This is a genomic window from Salinisphaera sp. LB1, assembly GCF_003177035.1.
Taxonomy (GTDB): Bacteria; Pseudomonadota; Gammaproteobacteria; order Nevskiales; family Salinisphaeraceae; genus Salinisphaera.
On record NZ_CP029488.1, the window covers coordinates 1,358,453 to 1,380,461 of the forward strand.

Consider the following 22,009-nt stretch of genomic DNA (forward strand, 5'->3'; position numbering starts at 1 on the left):
GGTATCTAGCTCTCGGTCGCGATCATGACCTTGAGATGGCACGTCTTGTCGGCGGCACTGGCAAAAGCGGCTTCGGCATCGTCGAATGCATGGGTGCCGGTGATCGCGCAGGCCAGGCGATCGTCTTCCAGCACCGCGGCCACGGCGCCCTCGAATTCGTCAACGAAGCGATAGCTGCCGTGTAGCTCGATCTCGCGCGTGAGCAAACGGTTCAGATCCACCCCGGCGGTCGGCAGAAACCCGACCTGCACGATGCGCGAGCCGGGCTCGACACAGGCCATGGCCGTATTCAGCGCTGGCGCCGCCCCGGCCGCCTCGATCGCCACGTCGAAGGCCGGATCGGCGGCGATGGCCGCGATCGCGCCCTCGTCTGCGGCGTCCAGCACCGCCACATCGGCCAGATCGGCCACACGTTCGCGCGCAGCCGGCTGGATATCGGCCACGGTCACGCCCGCGGCGCCGGCGCGCAGGGCGGCGATTGCGGTCAGTGCACCGATGGTGCCGCCGCCGGTAACCAACACCCGCGCCCCGGCCACCTCGGCCCGGTTCACGGCATGCGCGGCGATGGCGTACGGCTCGGCCAGCGCCGCACGCGACAGATCGGCCTCGTCGGGCAGCACGACGCACTGGCTGCGGTCGACCACCGGGCGCTCGGCGAAACCGCCCTCGGTGTGCGGGCGATAGGCCGCGCTGCCCATGTAACGCATGGAAAAACACAGGTTCGTGCGGCCGGCCCGGCACATCCGGCAGACACCGCAGGACAGCGCCGGATTGACGGCCACCGGCGTGCCGACGGCGAGATCGGTGACATCCTGGCCGGTTTCCACAACCCGTCCGGACAGTTCGTGGCCCAGCACCATGGGATCGCGCAGGATCGAATTGCCGGCCCGGCCCTCGGCGAAATAATGCAGGTCGGAGCCGCAGATACCGCCGTAGGCCAAGGCCAGGCGCACCTCGCGGGCGCCCAGCTTGCGCTCGGGCACCTGGTCGAGGCGCAGATCGCCGACGCCATGAATCACACAGGCAAGCATGTCGATCTCCTCGTTTTTTGCGGACAATCATGATGCCAGCACAGGACACCTAGCGCCTGTTGCCGTTTCGTGCGAGCGCCGCGTTGGAGACGCGCAAATCGTGTGATGTACGCGGCGTCCGCATATGTTTGTATATTCGAATACAACATCCGCAGCCAGGGCGGCTTCGATATGGCGCGCAATGTATTGATAACCGGCGGCAACAGTGGCATCGGCCGCGAGATGGCGGCCACGCTTGCTGCCCGTGGCGATCACGTGATCATCGCCTCGCGCGATCTGGCCAAATCGCAGGCCACGGCCAGCGCGATCCGCGAGGCACATCCCGCGGCCCGGATCGAGGCGATGGCGCTGGATCTGGGCGATTTCGCCGACATCGACCGCTTCGCCGAACAACTGCTCCAGCGCATGCCGACCATCGACGTTCTGATTCTCAACGCCGGGCTATACACCCAGGGCACGCGCTCGTTGCCGAACGGGCTGGAAGCCATGATCGGCATCATGCATTTCGGCCATTTTCGGCTAGTGCAGCGGCTGCGCGAGGCGGTCGTGGCCGCGCCTGCCGGGCGGATCGTGGTTACCGCATCACTGGCGCACCGGCTGGGCCGGCTGCGCTTCGAGACCTTCGACGCGCCGCGCAAGCACTGGGCGGCGGTGCTGGCCTATGGTCAGGCCAAGCTCGCCAACATTCTGTTCACGCGCGAACTGGCGCGCCGATTGGCGGATACGCGGGTCACGGTCAACTGCTTCCATCCCGGCCCGGTCGCCACCGGGCTTTGGCGCGAACTGCCGACGCCGATCCAGCGCCTGCTCGGGCCGGTGCTGATCGGGCCGGTTGCAGGCGCCGATACCGGCATCTGGCTGGCGACCGACGAAAAAGCCCGCGAATTCAACGGCGAATATTTCGTCAAACGCAAACCGGCACCGACAACGGCCGCCGCCCGCGACATGGATCTTGCCGCGGCGCTGTGGCGCGACAGCGAAGCCCGCATGGCCGGCTGACCTGATCGACACCCCGCTGCCGGCGGGATCGTGTGCCACGACAACGGGGCGCTAGGTGTTTTCCGCCATGTATTGAGCCCGGCTGACACCGTAGGCTTGTTGTTAGGGCCCGTTGCCGTTTCGTACACGTGCCGCGTTGGAGACCGCAAATCCGTCGAGACAAGACGCGCAACGCGGTATCGGTGCCATGATTGATTTTAGGGGCGACCCAACCCGACGGGGCAAGCGCTTCGCAGCGGCTTGCCGGGCCCGCGCCGTTCTCATCGGAGCATTCGCGTATTCATGTCGGCCGTGAGTTCCGCCGTCCTGTTCACCCATCGGCTCTCGCCGCGCCAAATGCTGTATCGCGTAATGGCCTGGGCGTCGGGCATTGCCTGCGGCCTGCACCTGGGCTTTCTGGTGGTGTTGAGCTGGGCCGGCATCTACGGTCTGGCCTGGATCAACGTCGCCAGCGTGCTCTTCTATGCGCTGGCGACGGTCAACATCCAGCGCCAATCGCGGCTGTCGCTATGGCTCTATCTGATCATGCTCGAAGCACTCGGCCACGGCGTGCTGGCCTCGTGCTGGATCGGTCTGGGCACGGGTTTTTACTACTACATGATTCTCGTGCCGCCCGCGCTACTGCTGGCCGACATCCAGCCGCTGGCACGCCGATGGGCGCTGATCCTGGGCGCCATAATGATCGTGCTCGGCAACTCGCTTTGGCGCGGGCAGCAGGCTCCGTGGACGCCGCTGGCCCCGGGGCTGGTACTGGCGCTCAACGTGCTCAACCTGATGGGCACACTGGCGATCATCATGTTCGCCGCCCTGTTTTATTTCCGGCTGGTAAATCGTGCCCACGAGCAGCTCGGCGCAATCGCGGCGACCGATCCGCTGACCGGCCTCCTCAACCGGCGTAGCCTGATCGCCCAGTGGATGCACGCTCTGGAGACGCAATCCTGCGTTCTCAACGGTATCGGCGTGTTGCTCTGCGATATCGACCGGTTCAAGGACATCAATGACCGGTTCGGCCATGAGACCGGCGATCGCGTGCTGCGCGAGATCGGCGAACGGCTGAAAACCGGTGTGCGAGCCCACGATCATCTGGCGCGTTGGGGCGGCGAGGAGTTTCTCGTGCTCATGCCCGGGCTCGATCTCGCCACCGCGGCCGACGTAGCGGAGACGTTGCGTGCGCGGACCGCGGATCGACCGGTGACCGCCGCGGGTGCCGATCTACGGGTGACCCTCACCGTGGGCGTCACGCGTCAGGAAGCCGGCGAAAGCGTCGACCAGACCATCTCGCGTGCCGACGCCGCGCTGTATCGCGGCAAGGAACTGGGCCGCAACTGCGTCCAGTGCCTGGCGCCCGGAACGGCCGACGCCGTTGAATATTATTAACCCGGCAAAAAAATGGATGATTTTTCGGGTTACTAATCCGTTCATAAGTAGAACCTCATATGATAGGTTCTGTGATCATGAGCACGAAGCGCAGCAATGACGGCCGCCATCTGGACGCGCAGTCGAAAGAGGCGATTCGGTTGCGGGCCGTGGATCAAATCGCGCAAGGCGAAAGTCCGGAGGCGATGGCCGAGGCGTTGGGAGTGAATCGCCGGACCGTGTATCGGTGGCTGGAACGCGCCCATCACGGGGGGCGAGAGGCGCTCTACAATCGCGCGAAATCGGGTCGGCCGACCAAGTTCACTGCAGCCGACCTACAGTGGCTGTCCGGCGCCTTGCGGGACAGTGACCCGCGTCAGTATCGCTTTGCGTTTGCTTTGTGGACGCGCGACATCGTGCGGGAATTGCTGCGTCGCGAGCGTGGGGTACGGGTTTCGGCCGTGACGGTGGGCCGCGTACTCCGCCGCTTGGGTTTTACGCCGCAGCGCCCGCTACGCCGGGCCTGGCAGCAATCACCCGAGGCGGTCGCCGAATGGAAGCAGACGGTCTATCCGGAGATTCGACGGCGCGCCCAACGCGAGCGTGCGCGGATTTATTTTGCCGATGAATCCGGGGTGCGCTCGGATTATCACGCCGGCACGACCTGGGCGCCGACAGGCGAAACGCCGATTGTTGAAGCCACCGGAGCGCGCTTTTCGATCAACCTCGTGTCGGCGATCAGTCCCGGCGGCTCGCTGCGTTTCCAGCTCGTCGAGGGCACGGTCACGGCCGAGGTCTTTGCCGGATTCATCCAGCGCCTGGCCGCCGATACGGCGGCGGACGAAAAAGTCTTTCTCATCGTCGATGGCCATCCCACGCATCGCGCCAAGCGCGTCCGACGGACGCTGGAGGCCCTCGACGGCCGCGTCGAGTTGTTCTTCCTGCCGGGCTATTCGCCCGAGCTCAATCCGGATGAGCAGGTGTGGGGGTATGTGAAGAGTCGGCTGGGTCGCGGTGCTATCGCGAGCAAGGACGAACTCAAGATGCAGGCGCGATCGCTCCTGCATTCCCTGCAAAAACTGCCCGACAAGGTCGCTGCGTTTTTCCGTCACCCCGAATGCCAATACGCAAGGTGACGTGGCTTTACTTTTGAACGGGTTAGTAATAGCGCGAGTATGCGACCGCATGCTCGCCGCGGCCATCGGCCGCGAAGCCTCCAAAAAATAAAAGACGGACAGGCGCCGGCTTTTATTTTTGAAGGCGTTGAAAACAGCTGATGAAGTCAGCTGTTTTGATGCCAGATTAATAGATACCATCTTGCCGACTCCGCACCCAGGGGCTCATGTAGCGCCTTGGGGTTGATAGGGCGTCTGGTGCTTAAGCACGCCATAAGCGAGATGGACGAGCTTGCGCATACTCGCAGCGCCTATTTCGTGACAACAGGCTTCAGGAGCACGACCGCATGGCTGCCGACCAACTGCAACGCTTTCTCTTCGACGGCACCGCCGTTCGCGGCGAGATCGCCCGACTCGAATCGACCTACCACGAGGCACTCGCCAACCACGATTATCCGGAGCCCATCCAGCGCCTGCTGGGCGAGTTGCTGGCGGCCTGCGCCTTGCTGACCGCTACGATCAAGCTCGACGGCACCCTCGGCATCGAGATCCGCGGCAACGGTGCGGTCAGTCTGTTGATGGCCGAATCCAATCCGGGCAACCACGAACGCGCCCAGCGCCTGCGCGGCATCGCGCGTTTCGACCACGACGCCGTGGCCGCCCTCGCCGACACGTCGCTGCACGGATTGCTCGGCGACGGCAAGGTGGTGATCACGCTCGACCCGCGCGAAGGCCGGCGCTATCAGGGCATTGTGGCCCTCGACCAGCCGAGCATCGCCGGCTGCGTGGAAACCTACTTCGCCCAGTCCGAACAACTGCCGACCCGGCTCTGGCTCGCGGCCGACGATCAGGGCGCGGCCGGTCTGCTGCTGCAGAAGTTGCCGGCTGAATCAATCTCGCTGGCCGCGGATGCCGATCTGGATGCCTGGGACCGGCTCAATCATCTCGCCGCCACCATCACCGACGACGAACTCACGGGCCTGGACGCCCGCGACGTGCTGTATCGGCTGTTCCACGAGGAACAACCGCGGCTGTTCGACCCGGCGCCGGTGATGTTCGCCTGCACCTGCTCGCGTGAGCGCTTCGGCGTCGCCCTGCACCAGCTCGGCGCCGATGAATTGCGCGGCCTGATCGAAGAACGCGGCGAGATCGAGACCCAGTGCCACTTCTGCAACACCACCTACGTGTTCAGTCCGGCCGACGTCGAGGCCCTGATCGACAATCCGGACGCGCCCTCGCCGACCATGCACTGAGCGCGCCCGGATCGCGGCCTGGGGCACGACTTACGTCACACGGCCACGGGCGTCGAAGCCCATCGGCCATGGTGTCGCGCTCGGGCTCGCGCCGTAAGTCGCCGCCGGGCGCGGTCGGCGGCGGCAACGCGGTGCATAATAGGTTGCCGGCGCCCGGGATGACGCGGCGATTGCCTCCGAAACGCGACCGCGCGCGTATATCCGCGGGCACGGTCACACGGAGCCGCCCGGATCGCCACGTGCGAGCCACGCGTCGTCCCAGTTGCCCGCGCGAGGCATCGAATACATCATGGCCGCCCCGAGCGCCGGCCGACGTCATCGACTGATCCTGACGAGGAATATCATGGCTTCCGAATACGCGAGTTCCGCGCAGCAAGCGCGCAATCCCTCGACCGACCCTCATCACGTGGTCGAAGGCGAGTTGACCTGGCTGGTGCGCGCGGTGGGGCTGGCCATCGGCGGCCTGCTCGCGGTAGGCGTGATTCTCGGGCTGTACCACGGGCTGACCTTCGGCGGCGGCGTGCGCGCCCAGATCGCCCACGGGCTGCTGGTCGCGCAGGTCGTGTTCGCCGTGGTGCTGATCATGCTCGGCAGCATCGTTGAGGGCTTCGGTTTCGGCCTGGCGCTGGGCACGCGCTGGCCTTATACCAAGAACATCGTGGTCCTCATGCTGCGCGGCGATCCGGAGGCCGCGCACCGTGTGGTGGCCACACTCGTGGGCCTGGTCGGCGTCGCGCTCGCGATCACGCATCCGGTCTACGAGATGTTTCTCGGGCTCGGCTTGATCGTGGCCACGGCACTGTTCGGCATGGGCGTGCTGTATGTGCTGGCCGGGCGCGCGCCGGCAATCGTGCACGGCACCCACGGCCTGCTCGCTTATCTGGTGTTCATGGCCTATCTGGTGCCGCTGGCGCACGCCAACATCGGGCTCGGGCTGTATCTGAAGATCATCATCCCGACCCATCCGCTGTTGTTCGCCATCTTCATGGGTGGTGTGGTGACCGGTGGGCGTGGCTTCGGCGAGGCGCTGGGCCAGTTCACCGTGCCCGAGCGCAAGCCGCAATGGATCGTGGCCCTGCATGGCATCGCCGGGCTAATGGTGGTCGGCACGCTGGGCTGGTACATGCCGACCTATCCGGTTGCCTTCGCGCTGGTTCTGCTGCAGCTGGGCGTGGGCTTCCTGCTGTTCCAGGCGGTGAATCTCAAGCCCAAGGCCCCGGGCGCGATCGTGGCGTTCCACCAGATCATGGCGTTGCTGATCACCACCGCCATCGTGATGCAGTGGCAGTTCTGATCTGATCTGATCGGGCCGGGCCGGGCCCGGCGCGTTGAACGCCGCTGAAAACGGCGTTCAGCCCTGTTCGGTTCAGTCGCTGCGCCCGATGCGGCAGGATGGGCGCACTGGCTTGATGCAGGGCATGTCGATGGCTTGGTGGCTGGCAGGCCCGCCGTTGATCATCGCGGCGGCCGCGTTCTGGGGCCTATCGGGCGGGCTGTCCGGTCTACTCATCGAGCATGGCTGGGCACCGCTGCTCGTGGCCTTCTGCCGCGGCCTGATCGGCGGCGCGCTCATCCTGGGCTGGTGGCTTCTGGCGCCGGGGCGGTATCGCCGGCCGGACTGGCGCATGCTCGCCGCGTCGGCGATCGCCGGCGTGGGCGTCGCCGGCAATCTGGGGTTTTACTGCATCAGCATCGCGCATACCAGCGTGGCGGTCGCCGCGACGCTGCTCTATACCGCGCCGCTTTACGTGTATCTCGCTGCGCTCGTCATGCGTACCGAGCGTCTGCGCTGGCCGCGACTGCTCGCGCTGGCGCTGATCATTCTCGGCGTGGTCCTGCTGACCCGGGTCTTCCAGGTCGATCCGGCCAAGCTGTCGTGGCTCGGCATTCTCGCCGGACTGGGCGGCGGGCTGTCCTATGCCGTGTTCATCTTCGGCTTCGGTCAGGCCACCCGATACGGCCGGCCGCCATCGGTGCTGGCGATCGCCTTTGCGGTATTCGTGGTGGTACTGCTGCCGCTGATCGATATCGGGCGCGCCGGCGCCGCGCTGGGGTCCGCCGATGTCGGACTGTTCGTTGCCCTGGGGCTGGCCGGCGGCGGGCTGTCATTTCCGTTGTATGTTGCCGGACTACGCGATACCTCGCCCGTGCTGGCTTCGGTGGTGGCGATGATGGAGCCGGTCACCGCCGCGCTGTTCGGTGTCGGCGTGCTGGGCAATACGCTCGCGCCGCTGCAACTGGTCGGCATGGCCCTGATCATCGGTATCGTGACCCTGCTCAGCGTGCAGCGGGCACGCTCCCAGCAGGCCTGAGACGCGTTTCGCCACCGCCGCGGCGCAGGCATAGTAGCGGCCATGACGCGTCTGGCCTGGCTGCTCACGCCTTCCATCGACCAACTCTTGTTCTCGCTGCGGCTGTGCACGGCGATCGCACTCGCGCTTTATCTGTCGATGTGGCTGCAGCTGGACCGGCCCTACTGGGCCTCGCTGGAGGTGGCGGTGATGATCCAGCCGGTCCCGGGCATGGCCGTGGCCCGCGGCTTCGCCCGTGCCACGGGCACGATCGTGGCCGGCTGCGCGGGCCTGGCGATCATGGGTTTTTTCGGCCAGTACTACGAGCTCAGCGCCGCCGCGCTGGCGATCTGGGTGGCCTTCTGTGCGTTCTGGGCCAATCTGCTGCGCAACAATCTGTCCTATGGCTTCGCCATCGCCGGTTTCATTGCCGGGGTCACGGTGATGCTGTCGCACACGTTGTCCGCGCCGCCGTTCGATATCGCGGTGGCGCGCGTGTCCGAATGCGTGCTGGCGGCGCTGGTCACCGCCGTGGTCAATGTGCTGTTCGCCCCGCCCACCGGCATGCGCAACTACTTCAACAGCCGAATCGCGCTGCTGCGGAATGTGGGACGCGAGTTCGAAGGACTGGCCGCATTGTCGCCACGGCAGCCGGCCACGCCCGGGCACGCCGCCGGCGCGGACGATCCGCACCCCGCGCTGCAGGCGCTGGCGGCGCAGACGCTGGCACTCGAGCAGACGCGCCAGTACGTGCGCTACGAGGCCCCACAGTTCTCCAATTTCGACCGGATCGCCCGGCGGCTGGATTACGACATCCTGTCGCTGATCAGCGCCACTTCGTCGTTGCATATCTATCTGGCCGGGCGCACCGACACCGTCGATACTCGGCCGGTGGCATCGCTGGCCGAGCCGGCGCGGCGCCTGTCGGAACAGCCGGAGAACGCCGAGGCGGCCAAGCAGGCCTTCGACGCGGCCCATGCCCGCATCCGCGCGCTGGCCCAGCAGCCCGCCGAACACGGTCGGCGCCGCAGCCTCCCCGACTATGTGGTACTCAACCGCGCGCTGGGGCTGGCCAGCCGCGGCCGCGCCGCGATGACCACGCACGGACTGCTGATCGCCGAGCGCGAACATCCGCGTGATCACATTTCCCGACGCTCGGAATTCGGCCAGCCGATGGACGTGCGTCAGGCCCTGCGCAACAGCCTGCGCACGCTCACCGCCGTGTCGCTCGGCGGGGCGTTCTGGGTGCAGTTCCACGACCAGCTGCCGGCCGTGCTGCTGATGATTCTGCTGTCGGCGTTGACCACCATCTTCGCCACCCTGCCCAATCCGGTCGCGGCCGCCGGCGGGTTTGCCAAGGGCCTGACCATGGCCGCAGCGGCCGCCTTCGTGATCGACTTCCTGATCCTGCCGCAGGCCGACAGCTACGCCATGCTGATGCTGGCGATGCTGCCCGTGGTTTTCGTGGGCGGGCTGGCGATGGCGGTGCCCGACCCGGGGCTGGCGCTGCCGGGGCGGATCTCGGTGGTGATGTTCTCGCTGCTGGTGCATGTCCAGAACGGCGCGCTGCCGAGCTTTACCACTTATATCCAGATCGTGCTCGGTATCTTCGGCGCGATCGGGCTGACCGTGCTCGCTTTCCGGCTGGTACTGCCGGTATCGCCGCGCCAGCGGCTGCGCGAACAGATGCTGGGCGTATTCGACGAGTTGGCCGGCGGCGGGCGGCACAGCCGTGAACGCTTCGAAACCCGGATGTACGACCGGCTGAATGCGCTGGCGCTCGATGAAATCGAGGAGCCGTTCCGCTTCTCGGCGCGCCAGGCCGTACTGGCGGCCATCAACATCGGACTGGAAGCGCGTTCGCTGGTGGTGCTCGCCGCGCGCATCAATCTGCCGCCCGGCCTGGACGCGCATATTCGCGGCGAGCTGGACGCCCTGCGCGACCTGTTCGCCGGGCGCCGCCCCGGTTCGATCGCGCAGATCGGCGATCGCGCCCGCGCCATGCACGGCCTGGCGGAACGTCTGCGGGCCCACGGTGAAGCAGGGACTAACCCGGCCGAACGCCGGCTGGTCATCCGGGCGGCAATCTGCGCGGAGCTGGTCGCCTCGGCGTTGTCCGACTATGTTCAGGCCTTCGCGCACGGCGAATCGCCGCTGGCCGAACCGGCCGAGGCCGTGGGCTGAGCGCTACCAGTCGTCCCAGCCGTCTTCGTCGAGATTCCTGAGCTTGCTGCGATCGACCCGGCGCATCGATACCCTGGCGCGCTGGTTCTGATACCAGAAGAACACAATCGCCACGATCGCGATCGCCACGGCCACCCCGATCACGATCCAGAATGTCGTCATGGCCACCCTCCGTATGTCTTCGCCGCATTATCGAACGCGGACCGCCGGCACGCCAACAACAGCCCGCATATTTTGTGATCACATTTTCCGGCGTACACTGACCCGACCATTCGCAGCACCGGAACCGACCGTGGTACGCAGCATTCAGACCATCAATCCCGCGACCGGCGAGGTCATCGAGACCTATCCCCTGATGAGCGACGATACCGTCGACGCCAAGGTGGCCGCCGCCCATGCCGCCTTCGAACAATGGAAAACCCGGCCGCTGGCCGAACGCGGCGAGATCGTGCGTCGCATCGGCGCGCTGCTGCGCGAACGCGAGAATGAACTGGCCGGGTTGATGACCCGCGAGATGGGCAAGCCGATCTCGCAGTGCGGCGGGGAAACCGGGCTGTGTGCGGCGATCTGTGATTACAGCGCCGACCACGCGGCCGACGTGCTGAGCGATGAACAACGCGAGTTCGACGGCGGCCAGGGCCTGATCACCTACCAGCCGATGGGCGTGATCCTGGGCATCCAGCCCTGGAATTTCCCGGTCTATCAGGTCGTGCGCTATGCCATCGCCAGCATCATTGCCGGCAACGCGGTGCTGCTCAAGCACGCGCCCAACGTCTGGGGCACCGCGCTCGCGCTGGAGCGGTTGTTCGCCGATGCCGGCCTGCCGGCGGGCGTGTTCACGGTGCTGCTGATCGACACCGACCAGACCGCGCGTCTGATCGAGAACGACCATGTGCGCGGCGTTACCCTGACCGGCAGCCCGGCCGCCGGCCGTGCGGTCGGCGCCAAGGCCGGCGCCTGTCTGAAAAAATCGGTGCTCGAACTGGGCAGCAACGACGCCTACATGATTCTCGAGGACGCCGATCTGGATACGGCCGTATCGGCCTGCGTCCAGGGCCGAATCTACAACGCCGGCCAGACCTGCATCGCGGCCAAGCGTTTCATCGTGGTGGATGCAATCTACGACGAATTCCGCCGCCGGTTGTTCGAACAGCTCTCGGCGATCGAGTACGGCGACCCAACCGATCCGAACACCGCGCTCGGGCCGCTGGCCCGTGCCGACCTGCGCGACAATCTGCACGATCAGGTCCAGCGCTCCATCGCCGCAGGCGCGACCTGCGCGCTCGGCGGCGAGAGGCCCGAAGGCCCCGGCAGCTTCTACCCGGTCACCCTGCTCGAGGACGTCGCCGCCGGCACGCCGGCCTACGAGGAGGAACTGTTCGGCCCGGTGGCGGTGCTGATTCGGGCGGCCGACGAGGCCGATGCGATCCGTATTGCCAACGATTCGCGCTTCGGCCTCGGCGGCGGCGTGTTCGCCGGCGATCGCGCCCGCGCCACGCATATCGCCCGCGACCTGTTCGACACCGGCATGGTCAACGTCAACGGCTTCAACATGGCCCAGCCGGAACTGCCCTTCGGCGGCGTCAAGGACAGCGGCTACGGCCGCGAGCACGGTGGCTTCGGCATGCGCGAGTTCGTCAATATCAAGTCGGTGATGATCGCCGAATAAGCCGGTCGTTTCCTGCAGCCAACGGCAGCCCGCGGGCGGCCGCTGGTGTTTGCGGCTTGGACGCTGAGCCCGGACGAGCGCGCCGGGGTCAGCGCGCAGTCCAGCCGAGATCCATGCCCCAGGCCGCGCCGGTCACCGCCGCCGCGGCATCCGAGGCGAGATACGCCACCGTCGCGGCCACTTCGCTCGGCTCGATCAATCGCTTGATCGCCGCGCCGGCCAGCATGATCTCGCGAATGACGTCCTCTTCGTTCATGTCGTGCAGACGCGCCTGATCGGCGACCTGATCCTGGACCAGCCGGCTGCGGACATAGGCCGGGCACAATGCATTGACGGTGATGCCGTGGGCGCCGCCCTCGAGCGCGGCGGTCCGGGTCAGACCGATCAGCCCGTGCTTGGCACTCACGTAGGCCGCCTTGCCCGGCGAGGCGACCTTGGCATGGATGGAGGCGATGTTGACAACGCGCCCCCAGCCGGCGGCGCGCATGTGCGGCCAGGCCGCCTGGGTCAGCACGAACGGCGCGGTAAGCATCAGATCCAGCATCATCCGCCAGCGCGCTTCCGGAAACGATTCGATGTCGGCCACATGCTGGATACCGGCATTGTTGACGAGAATATCCAGCCGGCCAAAGCGCCGCACGGCTTCGGCCACTGCATCGCGGCAGGCCTGGCCATCGGTGAGATCGGCGGCGAAGAAATGCGCTCCCAGGGCTTCCACAGACCCGTGGTCGGCGGCCGGCAGGTCCACGACGAGTACCTCGTCGCCGCGCGCGCGGAGCGCTTCGGCAACGGCGAAACCGATGCCGCTGGCGCCGCCTGTGACCAGCGCGGCCCGGCCCGAGGCGGGCACGGACGAGGGGTTGACGGTAGCGTTCGACATGACGATAAAAGCTGCAGACGGAATGACCCGATCAATATCGGCCAGCAGAAACCGCCCCGCAAGACCATGACATGGGCCGTCTTGATGATGTACGACAGACCGCAGGCTGAATAACTGCCCGCCAATACCGGGGAGTGAGCGCAAACAAGGCGGAAAATCAAGGCACTGCCGCTTCCGGTGCGCGAGCAATCGCGTCCTCACGCCTTTGACTGAGCCTTGCACATCATCATCGAGTGGTGCTTGCGGCACGGGCCCGGCTTGGCATACTCGACGTTGAAGCGACGAATGGGCCGCGGCCCCGCATCAGGACAGCTGCCATGAGCCACGCCACAATCGACCAACGCATCGCCATCGACCCGGCCGTCCTCGCCGCCGTGCGCGCCCTGGCCGCCGGGCCCGGGCGGCGGATACTGGGGCTGGTCGGCGCACCCGCTTCGGGCAAGTCGACCCTGGCCGCGGCACTGGCGGCCGCGCTGGCAGGTCGGGCCGCCAATATCCCCATGGATGGATTTCATCTGTCGCAGCGGCAACTGACGATCCTGGGCCGGGCTGAGCGCAAGGGGGCGCCGGACACCTTCGACGGCGACGGCTATCGTGCCCTGCTGGCCCGAATCCGTGCCGCGGCGGATACCGGCGAGATCGTCTATGCGCCGGGTTTCTATCGCGAAATCGAGGAGCCGATCGCCGCCAGTCTGGCGGTGGCGCCGGACACACCGCTGATCATCACCGAAGGCAATTATCTGCTGCTGGACGAAGCCCCCTGGCCAGCTGTCGCCGCCGAACTCGACGCCGTCTGGTATCTCGATGTCGAAACCGCCCGTCGCGAGGATTGGCTGGTCGCCCGACATATGCGCTTCGGCCGCAGCGCGTCGGCGGCCCGCGCCTGGATGGAAGCCACCGACCGCCCAAACGCCGAACGTATCGTGGCCAGCGCGCCCCGTGCCGATCGCGTGTTGTACTGGGATGGCACTTGCGTGCGTTTCGGCGAAGCGACGGCCCAGGCGGGCACATCATCTTGCAAGGGGCCGGCGGAAGGCGCATCTTGCCGACAATGAGACATGCGTTAGCGGCTGCGCCGTGCTCCCACGGCGCCGGCAGGTGGAAACGGGCATGAACCGGTTATTGACGCCGCAACGGTCAAACCACGCCGAGCGCGCGTGCCGGGGGCTGGCTGCATTGCTGGTCATCGGCACCATGCTGGTCGCGGCAAGCGCCGCCGCGGCCACTTCTTCGGGCCAGTATTGCCTGCGGCAATGGCCCAATGATCGCGATGCCTATATGCTCTGCCAGCAGCTTCAGAACCGCAACCAGCTGCAGTTCCGGCAATTCCTGGCCCGGCACGATCTGAGCGAAAAGAGGCTGGACCAGGGCCGCGTGCCCGACAACCCGGCCGCCAAGGCCGCCCAGTACTGCCGGAATCGCTGGACGCCCGACTATCAAGGCATCTGGAGTTGTATCAAGCGCCGGCCCCACAAGCCCGATTAGGACCTACGGGTGGCCGTTGCCGCTTCTTGGCCGGCCCGCGGCGAAAAAAAAAGCCGGGCGAATGACCCGGCTCTTGGGATAAGCGACAGACCCGGGCTAACTTTTGGTCTTGAGGCTATTGGCCTTGGGATTGCGGCCGGAGCCCTTGGTGTTCTGCGTGGGCGCCATCCGCGGCAGCATGGACGTGCTGCCGGCGCCGGATTTCATCTGGCCGCTGCCGCCGCTCATCGCGTTGGCGCCTTTCTGGGGCGCCTTGTTCGCGGCCGGATTGGCGCCCGACCCGGTCGTATTCTGAGTCGGCGCCATGCGCGAGGTCATAGTGTTGCTGCCGGACATTCCGGCCTTTTCGTGCATAGTCGCCGTGCCGGCAGTCTGTGACGACGGCTGGGCGTCACTCGTATCGGCCGCCACCGCGACGCCCGCAGCCATCAGGCCGAGCGCGCCGGCCACCAGGCCGATGGCGATGAATGAAGGATGGGTGGGGCGCTGCATGGAACGCATCGAAATCTCCTGTCACGGCCTGGGACCGTCATGTACACAAGGGAAACAGTAGTTACCCTGTTGCCGAACAAAAAGCAATTCGAACGAATGAACCGGCTCGTCGAAAAGCGACTGCGATAATTTCATTCAATGTGTTACATGATATATCGTGCGCTGGCGCGGCGGTCGTAATTGTCGATACCGCGCTGGCGTCGGCGTGCCGCAGTCAGCGCCGGAGCCATTGCATGGCCTTCACGATCCCGCTAAAACCGAACGGCGTCTCTCCGCAGGAACACAGCACATGACGGTTTCGGACAAACAGGATTTCCCGGTGGCACAGGCGCGTCGCTATCTGGAACCGGGGCCGGTGGTTCTGCTGTCGTGCCGCCATGGCGGCGAGCACGACATCATGACGCTCGGCTGGCACACGATTCTCGCGTTCCAGCCTTCGCTGGTCGGGCTGATGATCTCGGGCGGCAACCACAGCCATCGCCTGATCCGCGATTCGGGCATCTGCGGGATCAACGTTCCGAGCGCCGATATGGTCGACACGGTCTGTCGTATCGGCAACACCACCGGCCGGGAGATCGACAAGTTCGACGCCTTCGGCTTGACCGCGACCGAGGCCGAGCACGTCGATGTGCCGCTGATCGGCGAATGCCATGCCTGCTTCGAGTGCCGATTACACGACGACACCCTGGTGGCGGGCTACGATTTCTTTGTATTCGAGATCGTAAAGGCCCATGTCGCGACGACCCCGCCAGTGCCCGAGATGCTGCACTACACCGGCAACGGCGTGTTCCGATTGTCGCGCGAGACGCTCGAACGGCGCGCCCTGTTCCGGCCGGAGTTGCTGCCTTGAGCGGCGGCTGCCGTGCGACCCGGCGCCGGCCTTGACTGCGCCGGGGTGGCGCGCGAACCTGATCGCCCTGCACGCGCCCACGCCATGAACGCACCGACCCCGTCCTCGCACGCCGGCCAGGCTGTCTATACCCGGCACAATCTGGCACGCTACGACACCTTGGTGCTGCGAGCCTCGAACCGCTGGATCTGGCGCTGCCCGACGTCCAGACTGCGCGCCGATTACGATCGCCACGTGGCCGCCGCCCATCTCGACGTGGGCGTCGGCACCGGTTATTTCCTCGATCATTGCCATTTTCCCGTGCCCAGACCGCGTCTGACGCTGTTCGACCTCAACGCCGAGGCACTGGCGCATGCCGCAGCGCGCGTCGCCCGCCATGAACCGCGCACCGAGCGCGTCGATGTGCTGGCCCCGATCGCGGTCGAGACCGAGCCCTTCGGCTCGATCGCGATGAACTATCTGCTGCACTGCCTGCCCGGGCCGATGACATACAAGGCCCGGGCCTTCGATCACCTGATCCCCTATCTGGCGCCGGGTGGCGTGTTGTTCGGCGCCACCATCCTGTCCGCGGGTGTACGTCGCTCGGCCGCGGCGAGGCGCCTGATGGCGCTGTACAACGCGCGCGGCATCTTCGACAACGTCGGCGACAGCCTGGTCGGCCTGCGCGACGAACTCGAGGCTCGGTTCGACGATGTGCGGATGATCGTGACCGGCTGCGTGGCGCGATTCGCGGTTCGACAACACAGTGGCCATGAGCGTCCGCAGGCGCCGACCGGGCGCAGCGCGTGAACCATCTGCTACCGGTGCTGGATCTGGCGGGCACATTCGTGTTCGCGATCAGTGGCGCGATGGCCGGCGTGAACAAGCGGCTCGATATCTTCGGCGTCGCCGTACTGGCGTTCGCGGCCGGCAACGCCGGCGGCATTCTGCGCGACGTGCTCATCGGCGCCGCGCCGCCGGCGGCGATCGGTCATTGGCGCTATGTGGTGGTATCGCTGACCGCGGCGCTGGTGGCTTTTTTCGGCCATCGCCTGATCGAACGCATCCAGAGCCCGGTCTCGATCTTCGATGCCGCCGGACTGGCCTTGTTCGCGGTGGTCGGCACCCGCAAGGCGCTGGATTTCGGCCTCCACCCGATCATGGCAGCCGTGCTCGGCATGCTCACCGGGATCGGCGGCGGCATCGTGCGCGATGTTCTACTGGCGCGTATTCCGGCAGTGCTGCACGCCGAACTCTATGCGGTGGCCGCGCTCGCGGGGGCCGCGATGGTCGTGCTCGGCGCGGTTCTGGCGCTGCCGCCGGCGGCTACGGCTATTGCGGGCGCCGCCCTATGCTTCGGCCTGCGGTTCATGGCACTGCGCCACGGCTGGCGGCTGCCCGTGCCCCGTATGCCGGACTAGGGCCTGTTGCCGTTTCGTGCGAGTCCGCGCCAAGCGCTGTTGTGCGGCAAGACGAGGCGTAGTGCGCGCCGTGCAGTCACTCTGCACAAGCGTGCTACAACGCTGGATTGCCGCACAACAGCGCTTGTCCCGAAGGGTTGGGCCGCAAATCGCGCTCGGCGGCGTTGCAAGTCTTGATCGTGGCACGCCACGATCGGCGACTCGCGCCTTGCCGAACACGATTTGCGGTCTCCAACGCGGCGCTCGCACGAAACGGCAACAGGCCCTTGTGTCTTGCCGAAGCTGACTGATTAGCTACCAGTCAGCGGTGCTCGGTCGGGTGAGCATCCACAGACCCTGAAGCTTATAGCTTGCGCGTTAGATCATGCCCCCGACCGATTTTTCATCTCGCAAACGTGAATGGTATCCAAGTCCCCGCTGGCGCGGTGAGACTGCACGAACAAGGAGAAGGCACGAGATGACCGTCTACATCGGCATTGACGTCAGTAAACGCAAATTCGACTGTGCCTGGCTGCGGGATCCTGATCGGGTCAAGGTCAAGACCAAGGTCTTTGGCAACGACACCGCGGGGCACGCGGCTGTATTGGACTGGCTGGCGCAGCAGACCGGCACGCCGGCCGATCAAATCCACATCATCATGGAAGCGACCGGGATTTATCACGAAGCCTTGGCTCAGGCGCTTTATGAGGCCGGTTTGGGCGTGTCCGTGATGAACCCCGCGCAGGTCCGGGAGTTTGCCAAAAGCCTGGGAGTGCGCGGCAAGAACGACCGGAAAGACAGCGTCGTTCTGGCCCGCTATGGGGCGGCTCGTCGCCCGCGGCTGTGGCAACCCGAACCTGCGGCGGTGCGTGGACTCAAGGCGCGTCTCGCCCGTCTTGAGGCGCTCGATAAGGATATTCAACGCGAGCGCAATCGCCGGGAAAAGGCCGAGGTCGTTCAGGCCGAAGAGATCATCGCGTCGATCGATACGGTGCTCGACGCGCTACGGGCCGAACGCGATCGGTTGACGCGCGATATTGACGATCATTTCGATCGCCATCCCGCGCTGAAAAAAGATCGCGCTTTATTAGAGTCGGTGCCCGGCATTGGCCCCACCGTATCGCGGCGCCTGCTGGCCACACTGCGAAGCCGCGACTTCACCAGTGCCCGCCAAGCCGCGGCCTTCATCGGCGTCATCCCGGTGCCGTGGGATTCGGGAAGTTCGGTCCATGGACCGCCGCGTCTATCCAAGGCCGGTAATCCTAAACTGCGACAACTGCTCTATATGGCCGCCATCGTCAGCACCAAACACAACCCGGATATCGCGGCCCAGTATCAACGCTTAACAGCACGCGGTAAAAGCGATATGAGCGCCCTCGGCGGCGCCATGCGCAAGCTCGTCCATCTCGCGTATGGCGTGCTTAAGCACCAGACGCCCTATCAACCCCAAGGCGCTACATGAGCCCCTTGGTGCGGAGGCGGCAAGATGGTATCTAGCCCAGATGCCGCATGAGCGCGCCATGGCGCGCGAGCCAATCGATCCCGACCCGACACCGAGACGTCGAATCCGACGGCTACAGGCAAGGCGTGACTGCGCGTTAGCTTTCGTCCGGTGTGTGCCGGCTCTCGGCGTCAGTGCGGGGTCGCCCGATCAACCGGGGCGATTTTTCGGGAAACAGGCCTTCCGGGCGGACCAATAGAATGACCTGCAGCAACAGACCGATCAGAAAGATCCGCACGGCGCCGGCCTGGGTGGCGAGCCCGCCGGGCAAGAGGTCGGTCAACAGGCTGGAGAACGACCAGACCAGCCACACCAGAAAGGTGCCCACCAACACGCCGACGTTGTTGCCGCTGCCGCCGGCGATCAGCATCACCCATATCAGGAAGGTGCCGTATTCCGGCCGGAACGCTTCCGGGCTGATGAAGCCAATGGAGCTGGCATAGAGCGCGCCGCCGAGACCCATGAAGGCCGACCCGACCACGAATGCCTCGAGCCGAAACCGCGTGACGTACTTGCCCGCCGCCATGGCGGCGTCTTCATTCTCGCGGATGCCGCGCAGCACGCGACCCCAGGGCGATACCCGCGCCCGCTCGACCAGCCAGTAGAGGACAACGATCACCGCCAGCACGACAATCAGCAACACCAGCTGGCTGTCGGCATGAAACGGCGACGGAATACCGGCGATGCCGCGCACGCCACCGGTCAGATCACCGGTGTTCTTGATCACCAGGCGGATGATTTCGGCGATGCCCAGCGTTGCGATGGCGAGATAATCCGATCGTAATCGGATCGTGGCGGCGCCGATGACAAGGGCCACCGCCCCCGAGATGATCATCGCCGCGATCGCACCCACCGGCAGCGGCAGTGAAAAGCCGCCCCAGTGCCCCGGGTCCGGCGCGCCGGTCAGCAGCGCGCTGGCATAGGCCCCGATGGCAAAGAAGCCGGCGATGCCCAGGTTGAACACCCCCGACAGACCCCACTGCAGGTTCAGGCCGAGGGCCAGAATGCCGAAGATGCCGGCCGTGGCGAGAAAGTACAGGCCGTAATGGTAAAGACCGAGGTAACTCATAGACTGATGCCCTTGAGCAGGCCCTGCGGGCGGAGGATCAGTACGCCGATCATGATGACGAACGCCACGGCGAGCTTGTAGGCCGAAGGCATGATCAGCACCGAATAATTCATCGCCAGACCGATGACGAGGCCGCCGAGAATAGCGCCATAGGGCCGACCGACGCCGCCCAGGATGGTCGCGGCGAAGATCGGCAGCAGCGTATTCCAGCCCATGGTCGGGATCAGGCGGGTGTCCATGCCGAGCAGGATGCCGGCGACCGCGGTCAGCGCCCCGGCGAACACCCAGGTCCAGAAGATCACCCGTTTGACGGGCACGCCCGACAGCCGCGCCAGGTCAACGTTATCGCTCATCGCGCGCATGGCCTTGCCCATCTTGGTATGGGCGAGAAAAAGATGCACCACGACCACCATCACCACCGCGCCAACGAGTACCTTGAGGCTGTCCGGGGTGACCACGAGGCCAGCCACGCGGTAGGGAATGCTGATGCCGGTCTCGTAAACCTGGTTGTCCGGGCCCCAGATGATCTGTACAAGCGCGCGCAGCATGAGCGCGGTCGCAAACGAGGAGATCAGCAGGATCACCGGCGCCACCCGACGCATGCGACGGTAGAACAGCTGGTCGAGAATCACCGCGATCACCGAGGTCAGAATGATCGCCGGAATCGCGGCCAGCCAGATTGGCCAGCCCAGCCAGTGGACGAAGGTGAAGGCGATGTAGGCGCCCACCGTCATCAGATCCCCGTGGGCGAAATGCGCAAACCGCAGCACGCCGAAGATCATGGTCAGCCCGATCGCGCCGAGCGCCAGAATGCTGCCCAGCACGATGCCGTTGTAGGTCAGCTGCAGTATGTCCATCCCTATCGTCCCCCCAGGAACATGTCCGCGACTTCCGGATCGGCGAGCAGCGCCTGGCCGGTATCCTCGTGCCGGTTCTGACCGGTAGCCAGCACGTAGCCGCGATCGGCGATGCGCAACGCCTGCTTGGCGTTCTGCTCCACCATGAGAATGCTGATGTTCTGTGCATTGATCTCCTTGATCCAGTCGAACACCTGATGCACGTAGGCCGGCGCCAGGCCGGCGGTGGGTTCGTCGAGAAAAAGCAGCTTCGGCTCGATCATCAGCGCGCGGCCCATCGCCACCATCTGGCGCTCGCCGCCTGACATCAGCCCCGCCGGCTGGCGGCGGCGCTCCTTGAGGCGCGGGAACAGATCGAAGATGCGCTCCATCTGCGGGCGCGCGTCATCCTTGCGGATATAGGCGCCCATCTCCAGGTTTTCCTGGACGCTGAGCGTCGGGAACACGTTGCGTTCCTGCGGTACGTACGACATGCCCTTGTGCACCAGCCGGTCCGGGCTGACGTTGGTGATGTCCTCACCGGCCAGGCGCACGCTGCCGGCATTGATCCGCACGAGGCCGAAGGCGGCCTTCATCAGGGTCGACTTGCCGGCGCCGTTGGGGCCGACGATGACCACCAGTTCGCCCGCCCGAACTTCCAGGTCCACCGCGTGAAGAATGTCGACGTCGCCGTAGCCACCGCTGACCTTCTCGACCGCCAGCATGGGTTGATTGCGCTCACTCATCAGGCCGCCTCGCCGCCGAGATAGGCATCGATGACCTGCCGGTTACTGCGCACGCTGTCGAAATCGCCCTCCGCGATCACGCTACCGTTGGCCATGACCACCACCGGATCGCACAGGCGTCCGATCAGGTCCATGTCGTGCTCGATCACGCAGAAGGTATAGCCGCGCTCGCGATTGAGCCGCTCGATCGCCTCGGCCAGCGTGGCCAGCAACGTACGATTGACCCCCGCGCCGGGCTCGTCCAGCAGCACCACCTTCGCGTCGGTCATCATGGTGCGACCGAGTTCGAGCAGCTTCTTCTGGCCGCCGGAGACATTGCCCGCCTTCTCGTCGGCCACGTGCGCGAGATTGAGAAAGCCGAGCACATCGTCGACCCGGTCCAGCAGCGCGCGCTCTTCAGCCTTGACTTGCCCCCAGTGCAGCCAGGACTGCAGCAGACTCTCGCCGCTCTGGCCTTCGGGCACGAGCATCAGGTTCTCGCGGATGGTCATGCGCGAGAATTCATGCGGCGTCTGAAAGGTGCGCACCAGGCCGCGCCGGAACAGCCGGTGCGGCGCGACTCCGGCCACGTCCTCGCCATCGAGCAGGATCCGCCCCGAATCGGGCTTGATGAAGCCGGCGACAATGCCGAACAGGGTGGACTTGCCGGCGCCGTTGGGCCCGATCAGCCCGGTAATGCTGCCCTTGGCGACCTCGAATGAGCATTCATTGACGGCACGAATACCGCCGAACGACTTGGATATCTTCTCGATTTTTATCAAAGCGGGACCCGTTCAACGAATCGGAACACCGCGCGCCACCACCGCCCCGCGCCACCTGCCCTGCACGCGGAGAGGCGACGATGCGCGCCCTCGGCACATCGCGCCAACGCAG

Annotated in this window: 22 protein-coding genes; 14 read left to right on the forward strand and 8 right to left on the reverse strand. The window is 65.8% G+C overall.

Annotation, left to right across the window (positions count from 1 at the left end):
- Positions 1-5: 5 nt before the first annotated feature.
- Positions 6-1,031 (reverse strand): alcohol dehydrogenase catalytic domain-containing protein, encoded by a 1,026-nt coding sequence (locus SALB1_RS06145; protein ID WP_109995297.1) that lies wholly within the window; start codon positions 1,029-1,031, stop codon positions 6-8.
- A gap of 105 nt (positions 1,032-1,136) precedes the next feature.
- On the opposite strand from SALB1_RS06145, the gene SALB1_RS06150 reads away from it, so the two are divergent.
- The 7 genes from SALB1_RS06150 (at position 1,137) to SALB1_RS06180 (ending at position 10,229) form a co-directional block, all read left to right on the forward strand.
- The gene (locus SALB1_RS06150; protein WP_109993066.1) at positions 1,137-2,030 is read left to right on the forward strand and encodes an SDR family NAD(P)-dependent oxidoreductase; all 894 of its coding nucleotides are present in this window, start codon (positions 1,137-1,139) and stop codon (positions 2,028-2,030) included.
- Positions 2,031-2,321: 291 nt separating this feature from the next.
- A complete protein-coding gene (locus SALB1_RS06155; protein WP_158590648.1) occupies positions 2,322-3,407 on the forward strand; it encodes a GGDEF domain-containing protein in 1,086 nt (361 codons plus the stop codon).
- 77 nt (positions 3,408-3,484) lie between these two features.
- Positions 3,485-4,522, forward strand: a complete 1,038-nt coding sequence (locus SALB1_RS06160; protein ID WP_109993068.1) for an IS630 family transposase — start codon at positions 3,485-3,487, stop codon at positions 4,520-4,522.
- A 326-nt stretch (positions 4,523-4,848) separates the two neighbouring features.
- Positions 4,849-5,754 (forward strand): Hsp33 family molecular chaperone HslO, encoded by a 906-nt coding sequence (gene hslO, locus SALB1_RS06165; protein ID WP_109993069.1) that lies wholly within the window; start codon positions 4,849-4,851, stop codon positions 5,752-5,754.
- 343 nt (positions 5,755-6,097) lie between these two features.
- A complete protein-coding gene (locus SALB1_RS06170; protein ID WP_179950711.1) occupies positions 6,098-7,048 on the forward strand; it encodes a cytochrome C oxidase assembly protein in 951 nt (316 codons plus the stop codon).
- A gap of 124 nt (positions 7,049-7,172) precedes the next feature.
- Entirely contained in the window at positions 7,173-8,066 is an 894-nt protein-coding gene (locus tag SALB1_RS06175; RefSeq protein WP_222843060.1) for a DMT family transporter, read from the forward strand.
- A gap of 42 nt (positions 8,067-8,108) precedes the next feature.
- Positions 8,109-10,229: an FUSC family protein gene (locus SALB1_RS06180; RefSeq protein WP_109993070.1), complete on the forward strand. Its 2,121-nt coding sequence runs from the start codon at positions 8,109-8,111 to the stop codon at positions 10,227-10,229.
- A gap of 3 nt (positions 10,230-10,232) precedes the next feature.
- Here the strand turns inward: SALB1_RS06180 and SALB1_RS18985 are convergent, their stop codons facing one another.
- Positions 10,233-10,391 (reverse strand): hypothetical protein, encoded by a 159-nt coding sequence (locus SALB1_RS18985; RefSeq protein WP_158590649.1) that lies wholly within the window; start codon positions 10,389-10,391, stop codon positions 10,233-10,235.
- Positions 10,392-10,521: 130 nt separating this feature from the next.
- Between SALB1_RS18985 and SALB1_RS06185 the strand changes: the two genes are divergently transcribed.
- Positions 10,522-11,898: an NAD-dependent succinate-semialdehyde dehydrogenase gene (locus tag SALB1_RS06185; RefSeq protein ID WP_109993071.1), complete on the forward strand. Its 1,377-nt coding sequence runs from the start codon at positions 10,522-10,524 to the stop codon at positions 11,896-11,898.
- Positions 11,899-11,986: 88 nt separating this feature from the next.
- Here SALB1_RS06185 and SALB1_RS06190 read toward each other — a convergent pair whose 3' ends face one another.
- Positions 11,987-12,778, reverse strand: a complete 792-nt coding sequence (locus tag SALB1_RS06190) for a 3-hydroxybutyrate dehydrogenase (protein ID WP_109993072.1) — start codon at positions 12,776-12,778, stop codon at positions 11,987-11,989.
- Positions 12,779-13,095: 317 nt separating this feature from the next.
- Here SALB1_RS06190 and SALB1_RS06195 point away from each other — a divergent pair, with 317 nt between their 5' ends.
- Together SALB1_RS06195 and SALB1_RS06200 are read left to right on the forward strand one after the other, a co-directional pair.
- Complete coding sequence (locus tag SALB1_RS06195; RefSeq protein WP_109993073.1) at positions 13,096-13,833, forward strand: nucleoside/nucleotide kinase family protein; 738 nt, start codon at positions 13,096-13,098, stop codon at positions 13,831-13,833.
- Between the two features lie 55 nt (positions 13,834-13,888).
- Complete coding sequence (locus SALB1_RS06200) at positions 13,889-14,263, forward strand: hypothetical protein (protein ID WP_145961251.1); 375 nt, start codon at positions 13,889-13,891, stop codon at positions 14,261-14,263.
- A gap of 96 nt (positions 14,264-14,359) precedes the next feature.
- Here SALB1_RS06200 and SALB1_RS06205 read toward each other — a convergent pair whose 3' ends face one another.
- Positions 14,360-14,764, reverse strand: a complete 405-nt coding sequence (locus tag SALB1_RS06205) for a hypothetical protein (protein ID WP_145961252.1) — start codon at positions 14,762-14,764, stop codon at positions 14,360-14,362.
- Positions 14,765-15,044: 280 nt separating this feature from the next.
- On the opposite strand from SALB1_RS06205, the gene SALB1_RS06210 reads away from it, so the two are divergent.
- From SALB1_RS06210 to SALB1_RS06225, 4 genes are all read left to right on the forward strand, one after another.
- Complete coding sequence (locus SALB1_RS06210) at positions 15,045-15,605, forward strand: flavin reductase family protein (protein ID WP_109993076.1); 561 nt, start codon at positions 15,045-15,047, stop codon at positions 15,603-15,605.
- An 84-nt stretch (positions 15,606-15,689) separates the two neighbouring features.
- Positions 15,690-16,394 carry a class I SAM-dependent methyltransferase gene (locus tag SALB1_RS06215; RefSeq protein WP_109993077.1) on the forward strand — a complete coding sequence of 235 codons (705 nt, stop codon included), beginning with the start codon at positions 15,690-15,692 and terminating at the stop codon, positions 16,392-16,394.
- Positions 16,391-17,005, forward strand: a complete 615-nt coding sequence (locus SALB1_RS06220; protein ID WP_109993078.1) for a trimeric intracellular cation channel family protein — start codon at positions 16,391-16,393, stop codon at positions 17,003-17,005. Before SALB1_RS06215 ends, SALB1_RS06220 begins: the two co-directional genes overlap by 4 nt.
- Before the next feature lie 457 nt (positions 17,006-17,462).
- A complete protein-coding gene (locus SALB1_RS06225) occupies positions 17,463-18,446 on the forward strand; it encodes an IS110 family transposase (RefSeq protein WP_109993079.1) in 984 nt (327 codons plus the stop codon).
- A 136-nt stretch (positions 18,447-18,582) separates the two neighbouring features.
- On the opposite strand, the gene SALB1_RS06230 is transcribed toward SALB1_RS06225, so the two are convergent.
- From SALB1_RS06230 to SALB1_RS06245, 4 genes are read right to left on the reverse strand one after another with little or no spacing between them, the layout of a single operon-like run.
- Positions 18,583-19,554 (reverse strand): branched-chain amino acid ABC transporter permease, encoded by a 972-nt coding sequence (locus tag SALB1_RS06230; protein WP_109993080.1) that lies wholly within the window; start codon positions 19,552-19,554, stop codon positions 18,583-18,585.
- The gene (locus SALB1_RS06235; protein ID WP_109993081.1) at positions 19,551-20,411 is read right to left on the reverse strand and encodes a branched-chain amino acid ABC transporter permease; all 861 of its coding nucleotides are present in this window, start codon (positions 20,409-20,411) and stop codon (positions 19,551-19,553) included. Before SALB1_RS06235 ends, SALB1_RS06230 begins: the two co-directional genes overlap by 4 nt.
- 2 nt (positions 20,412-20,413) lie before the next feature.
- On the reverse strand, positions 20,414-21,136 hold the full coding sequence (locus tag SALB1_RS06240; RefSeq protein WP_109993082.1) for an ABC transporter ATP-binding protein: 723 nt from the start codon (positions 21,134-21,136) through the stop codon (positions 20,414-20,416).
- Positions 21,136-21,897 carry an ABC transporter ATP-binding protein gene (locus SALB1_RS06245; protein WP_109993083.1) on the reverse strand — a complete coding sequence of 254 codons (762 nt, stop codon included), beginning with the start codon at positions 21,895-21,897 and terminating at the stop codon, positions 21,136-21,138. The genes SALB1_RS06240 and SALB1_RS06245 overlap by 1 nt, the downstream gene beginning before the upstream one ends.
- Positions 21,898-22,009: the final 112 nt, after the last annotated feature.

Bases quoted from the DNA above. Each gene is read 5' to 3' on its own strand.
- SALB1_RS06145 (WP_109995297.1), bottom strand. From the start codon at position 1,031: ATGCTTGCCTGTGTGATTCATGGCGTCGGCGATCTGCGCCTCGACCAG.
- SALB1_RS06150 (WP_109993066.1), top strand. From the start codon at position 1,137: ATGTACGCGGCGTCCGCATATGTTTGTATATTCGAATACAACATCCGC.
- SALB1_RS06160 (WP_109993068.1), top strand. From the start codon at position 3,485: ATGAGCACGAAGCGCAGCAATGACGGCCGCCATCTGGACGCGCAGTCG.
- hslO (WP_109993069.1), top strand. From the start codon at position 4,849: ATGGCTGCCGACCAACTGCAACGCTTTCTCTTCGACGGCACCGCCGTT.
- SALB1_RS06170 (WP_179950711.1), top strand. From the start codon at position 6,098: ATGGCTTCCGAATACGCGAGTTCCGCGCAGCAAGCGCGCAATCCCTCG.
- SALB1_RS06175 (WP_222843060.1), top strand. From the start codon at position 7,173: ATGTCGATGGCTTGGTGGCTGGCAGGCCCGCCGTTGATCATCGCGGCG.
- SALB1_RS06180 (WP_109993070.1), top strand. From the start codon at position 8,109: ATGACGCGTCTGGCCTGGCTGCTCACGCCTTCCATCGACCAACTCTTG.
- SALB1_RS18985 (WP_158590649.1), bottom strand. From the start codon at position 10,391: ATGACGACATTCTGGATCGTGATCGGGGTGGCCGTGGCGATCGCGATC.
- SALB1_RS06190 (WP_109993072.1), bottom strand. From the start codon at position 12,778: ATGTCGAACGCTACCGTCAACCCCTCGTCCGTGCCCGCCTCGGGCCGG.
- SALB1_RS06195 (WP_109993073.1), top strand. From the start codon at position 13,096: ATGAGCCACGCCACAATCGACCAACGCATCGCCATCGACCCGGCCGTC.
- SALB1_RS06200 (WP_145961251.1), top strand. From the start codon at position 13,889: ATGAACCGGTTATTGACGCCGCAACGGTCAAACCACGCCGAGCGCGCG.
- SALB1_RS06205 (WP_145961252.1), bottom strand. From the start codon at position 14,764: ATGCGTTCCATGCAGCGCCCCACCCATCCTTCATTCATCGCCATCGGC.
- SALB1_RS06210 (WP_109993076.1), top strand. From the start codon at position 15,045: ATGACGGTTTCGGACAAACAGGATTTCCCGGTGGCACAGGCGCGTCGC.
- SALB1_RS06215 (WP_109993077.1), top strand. From the start codon at position 15,690: ATGAACGCACCGACCCCGTCCTCGCACGCCGGCCAGGCTGTCTATACC.
- SALB1_RS06225 (WP_109993079.1), top strand. From the start codon at position 17,463: ATGACCGTCTACATCGGCATTGACGTCAGTAAACGCAAATTCGACTGT.
- SALB1_RS06230 (WP_109993080.1), bottom strand. From the start codon at position 19,554: ATGAGTTACCTCGGTCTTTACCATTACGGCCTGTACTTTCTCGCCACG.
- SALB1_RS06235 (WP_109993081.1), bottom strand. From the start codon at position 20,411: ATGGACATACTGCAGCTGACCTACAACGGCATCGTGCTGGGCAGCATT.
- SALB1_RS06240 (WP_109993082.1), bottom strand. From the start codon at position 21,136: ATGAGTGAGCGCAATCAACCCATGCTGGCGGTCGAGAAGGTCAGCGGT.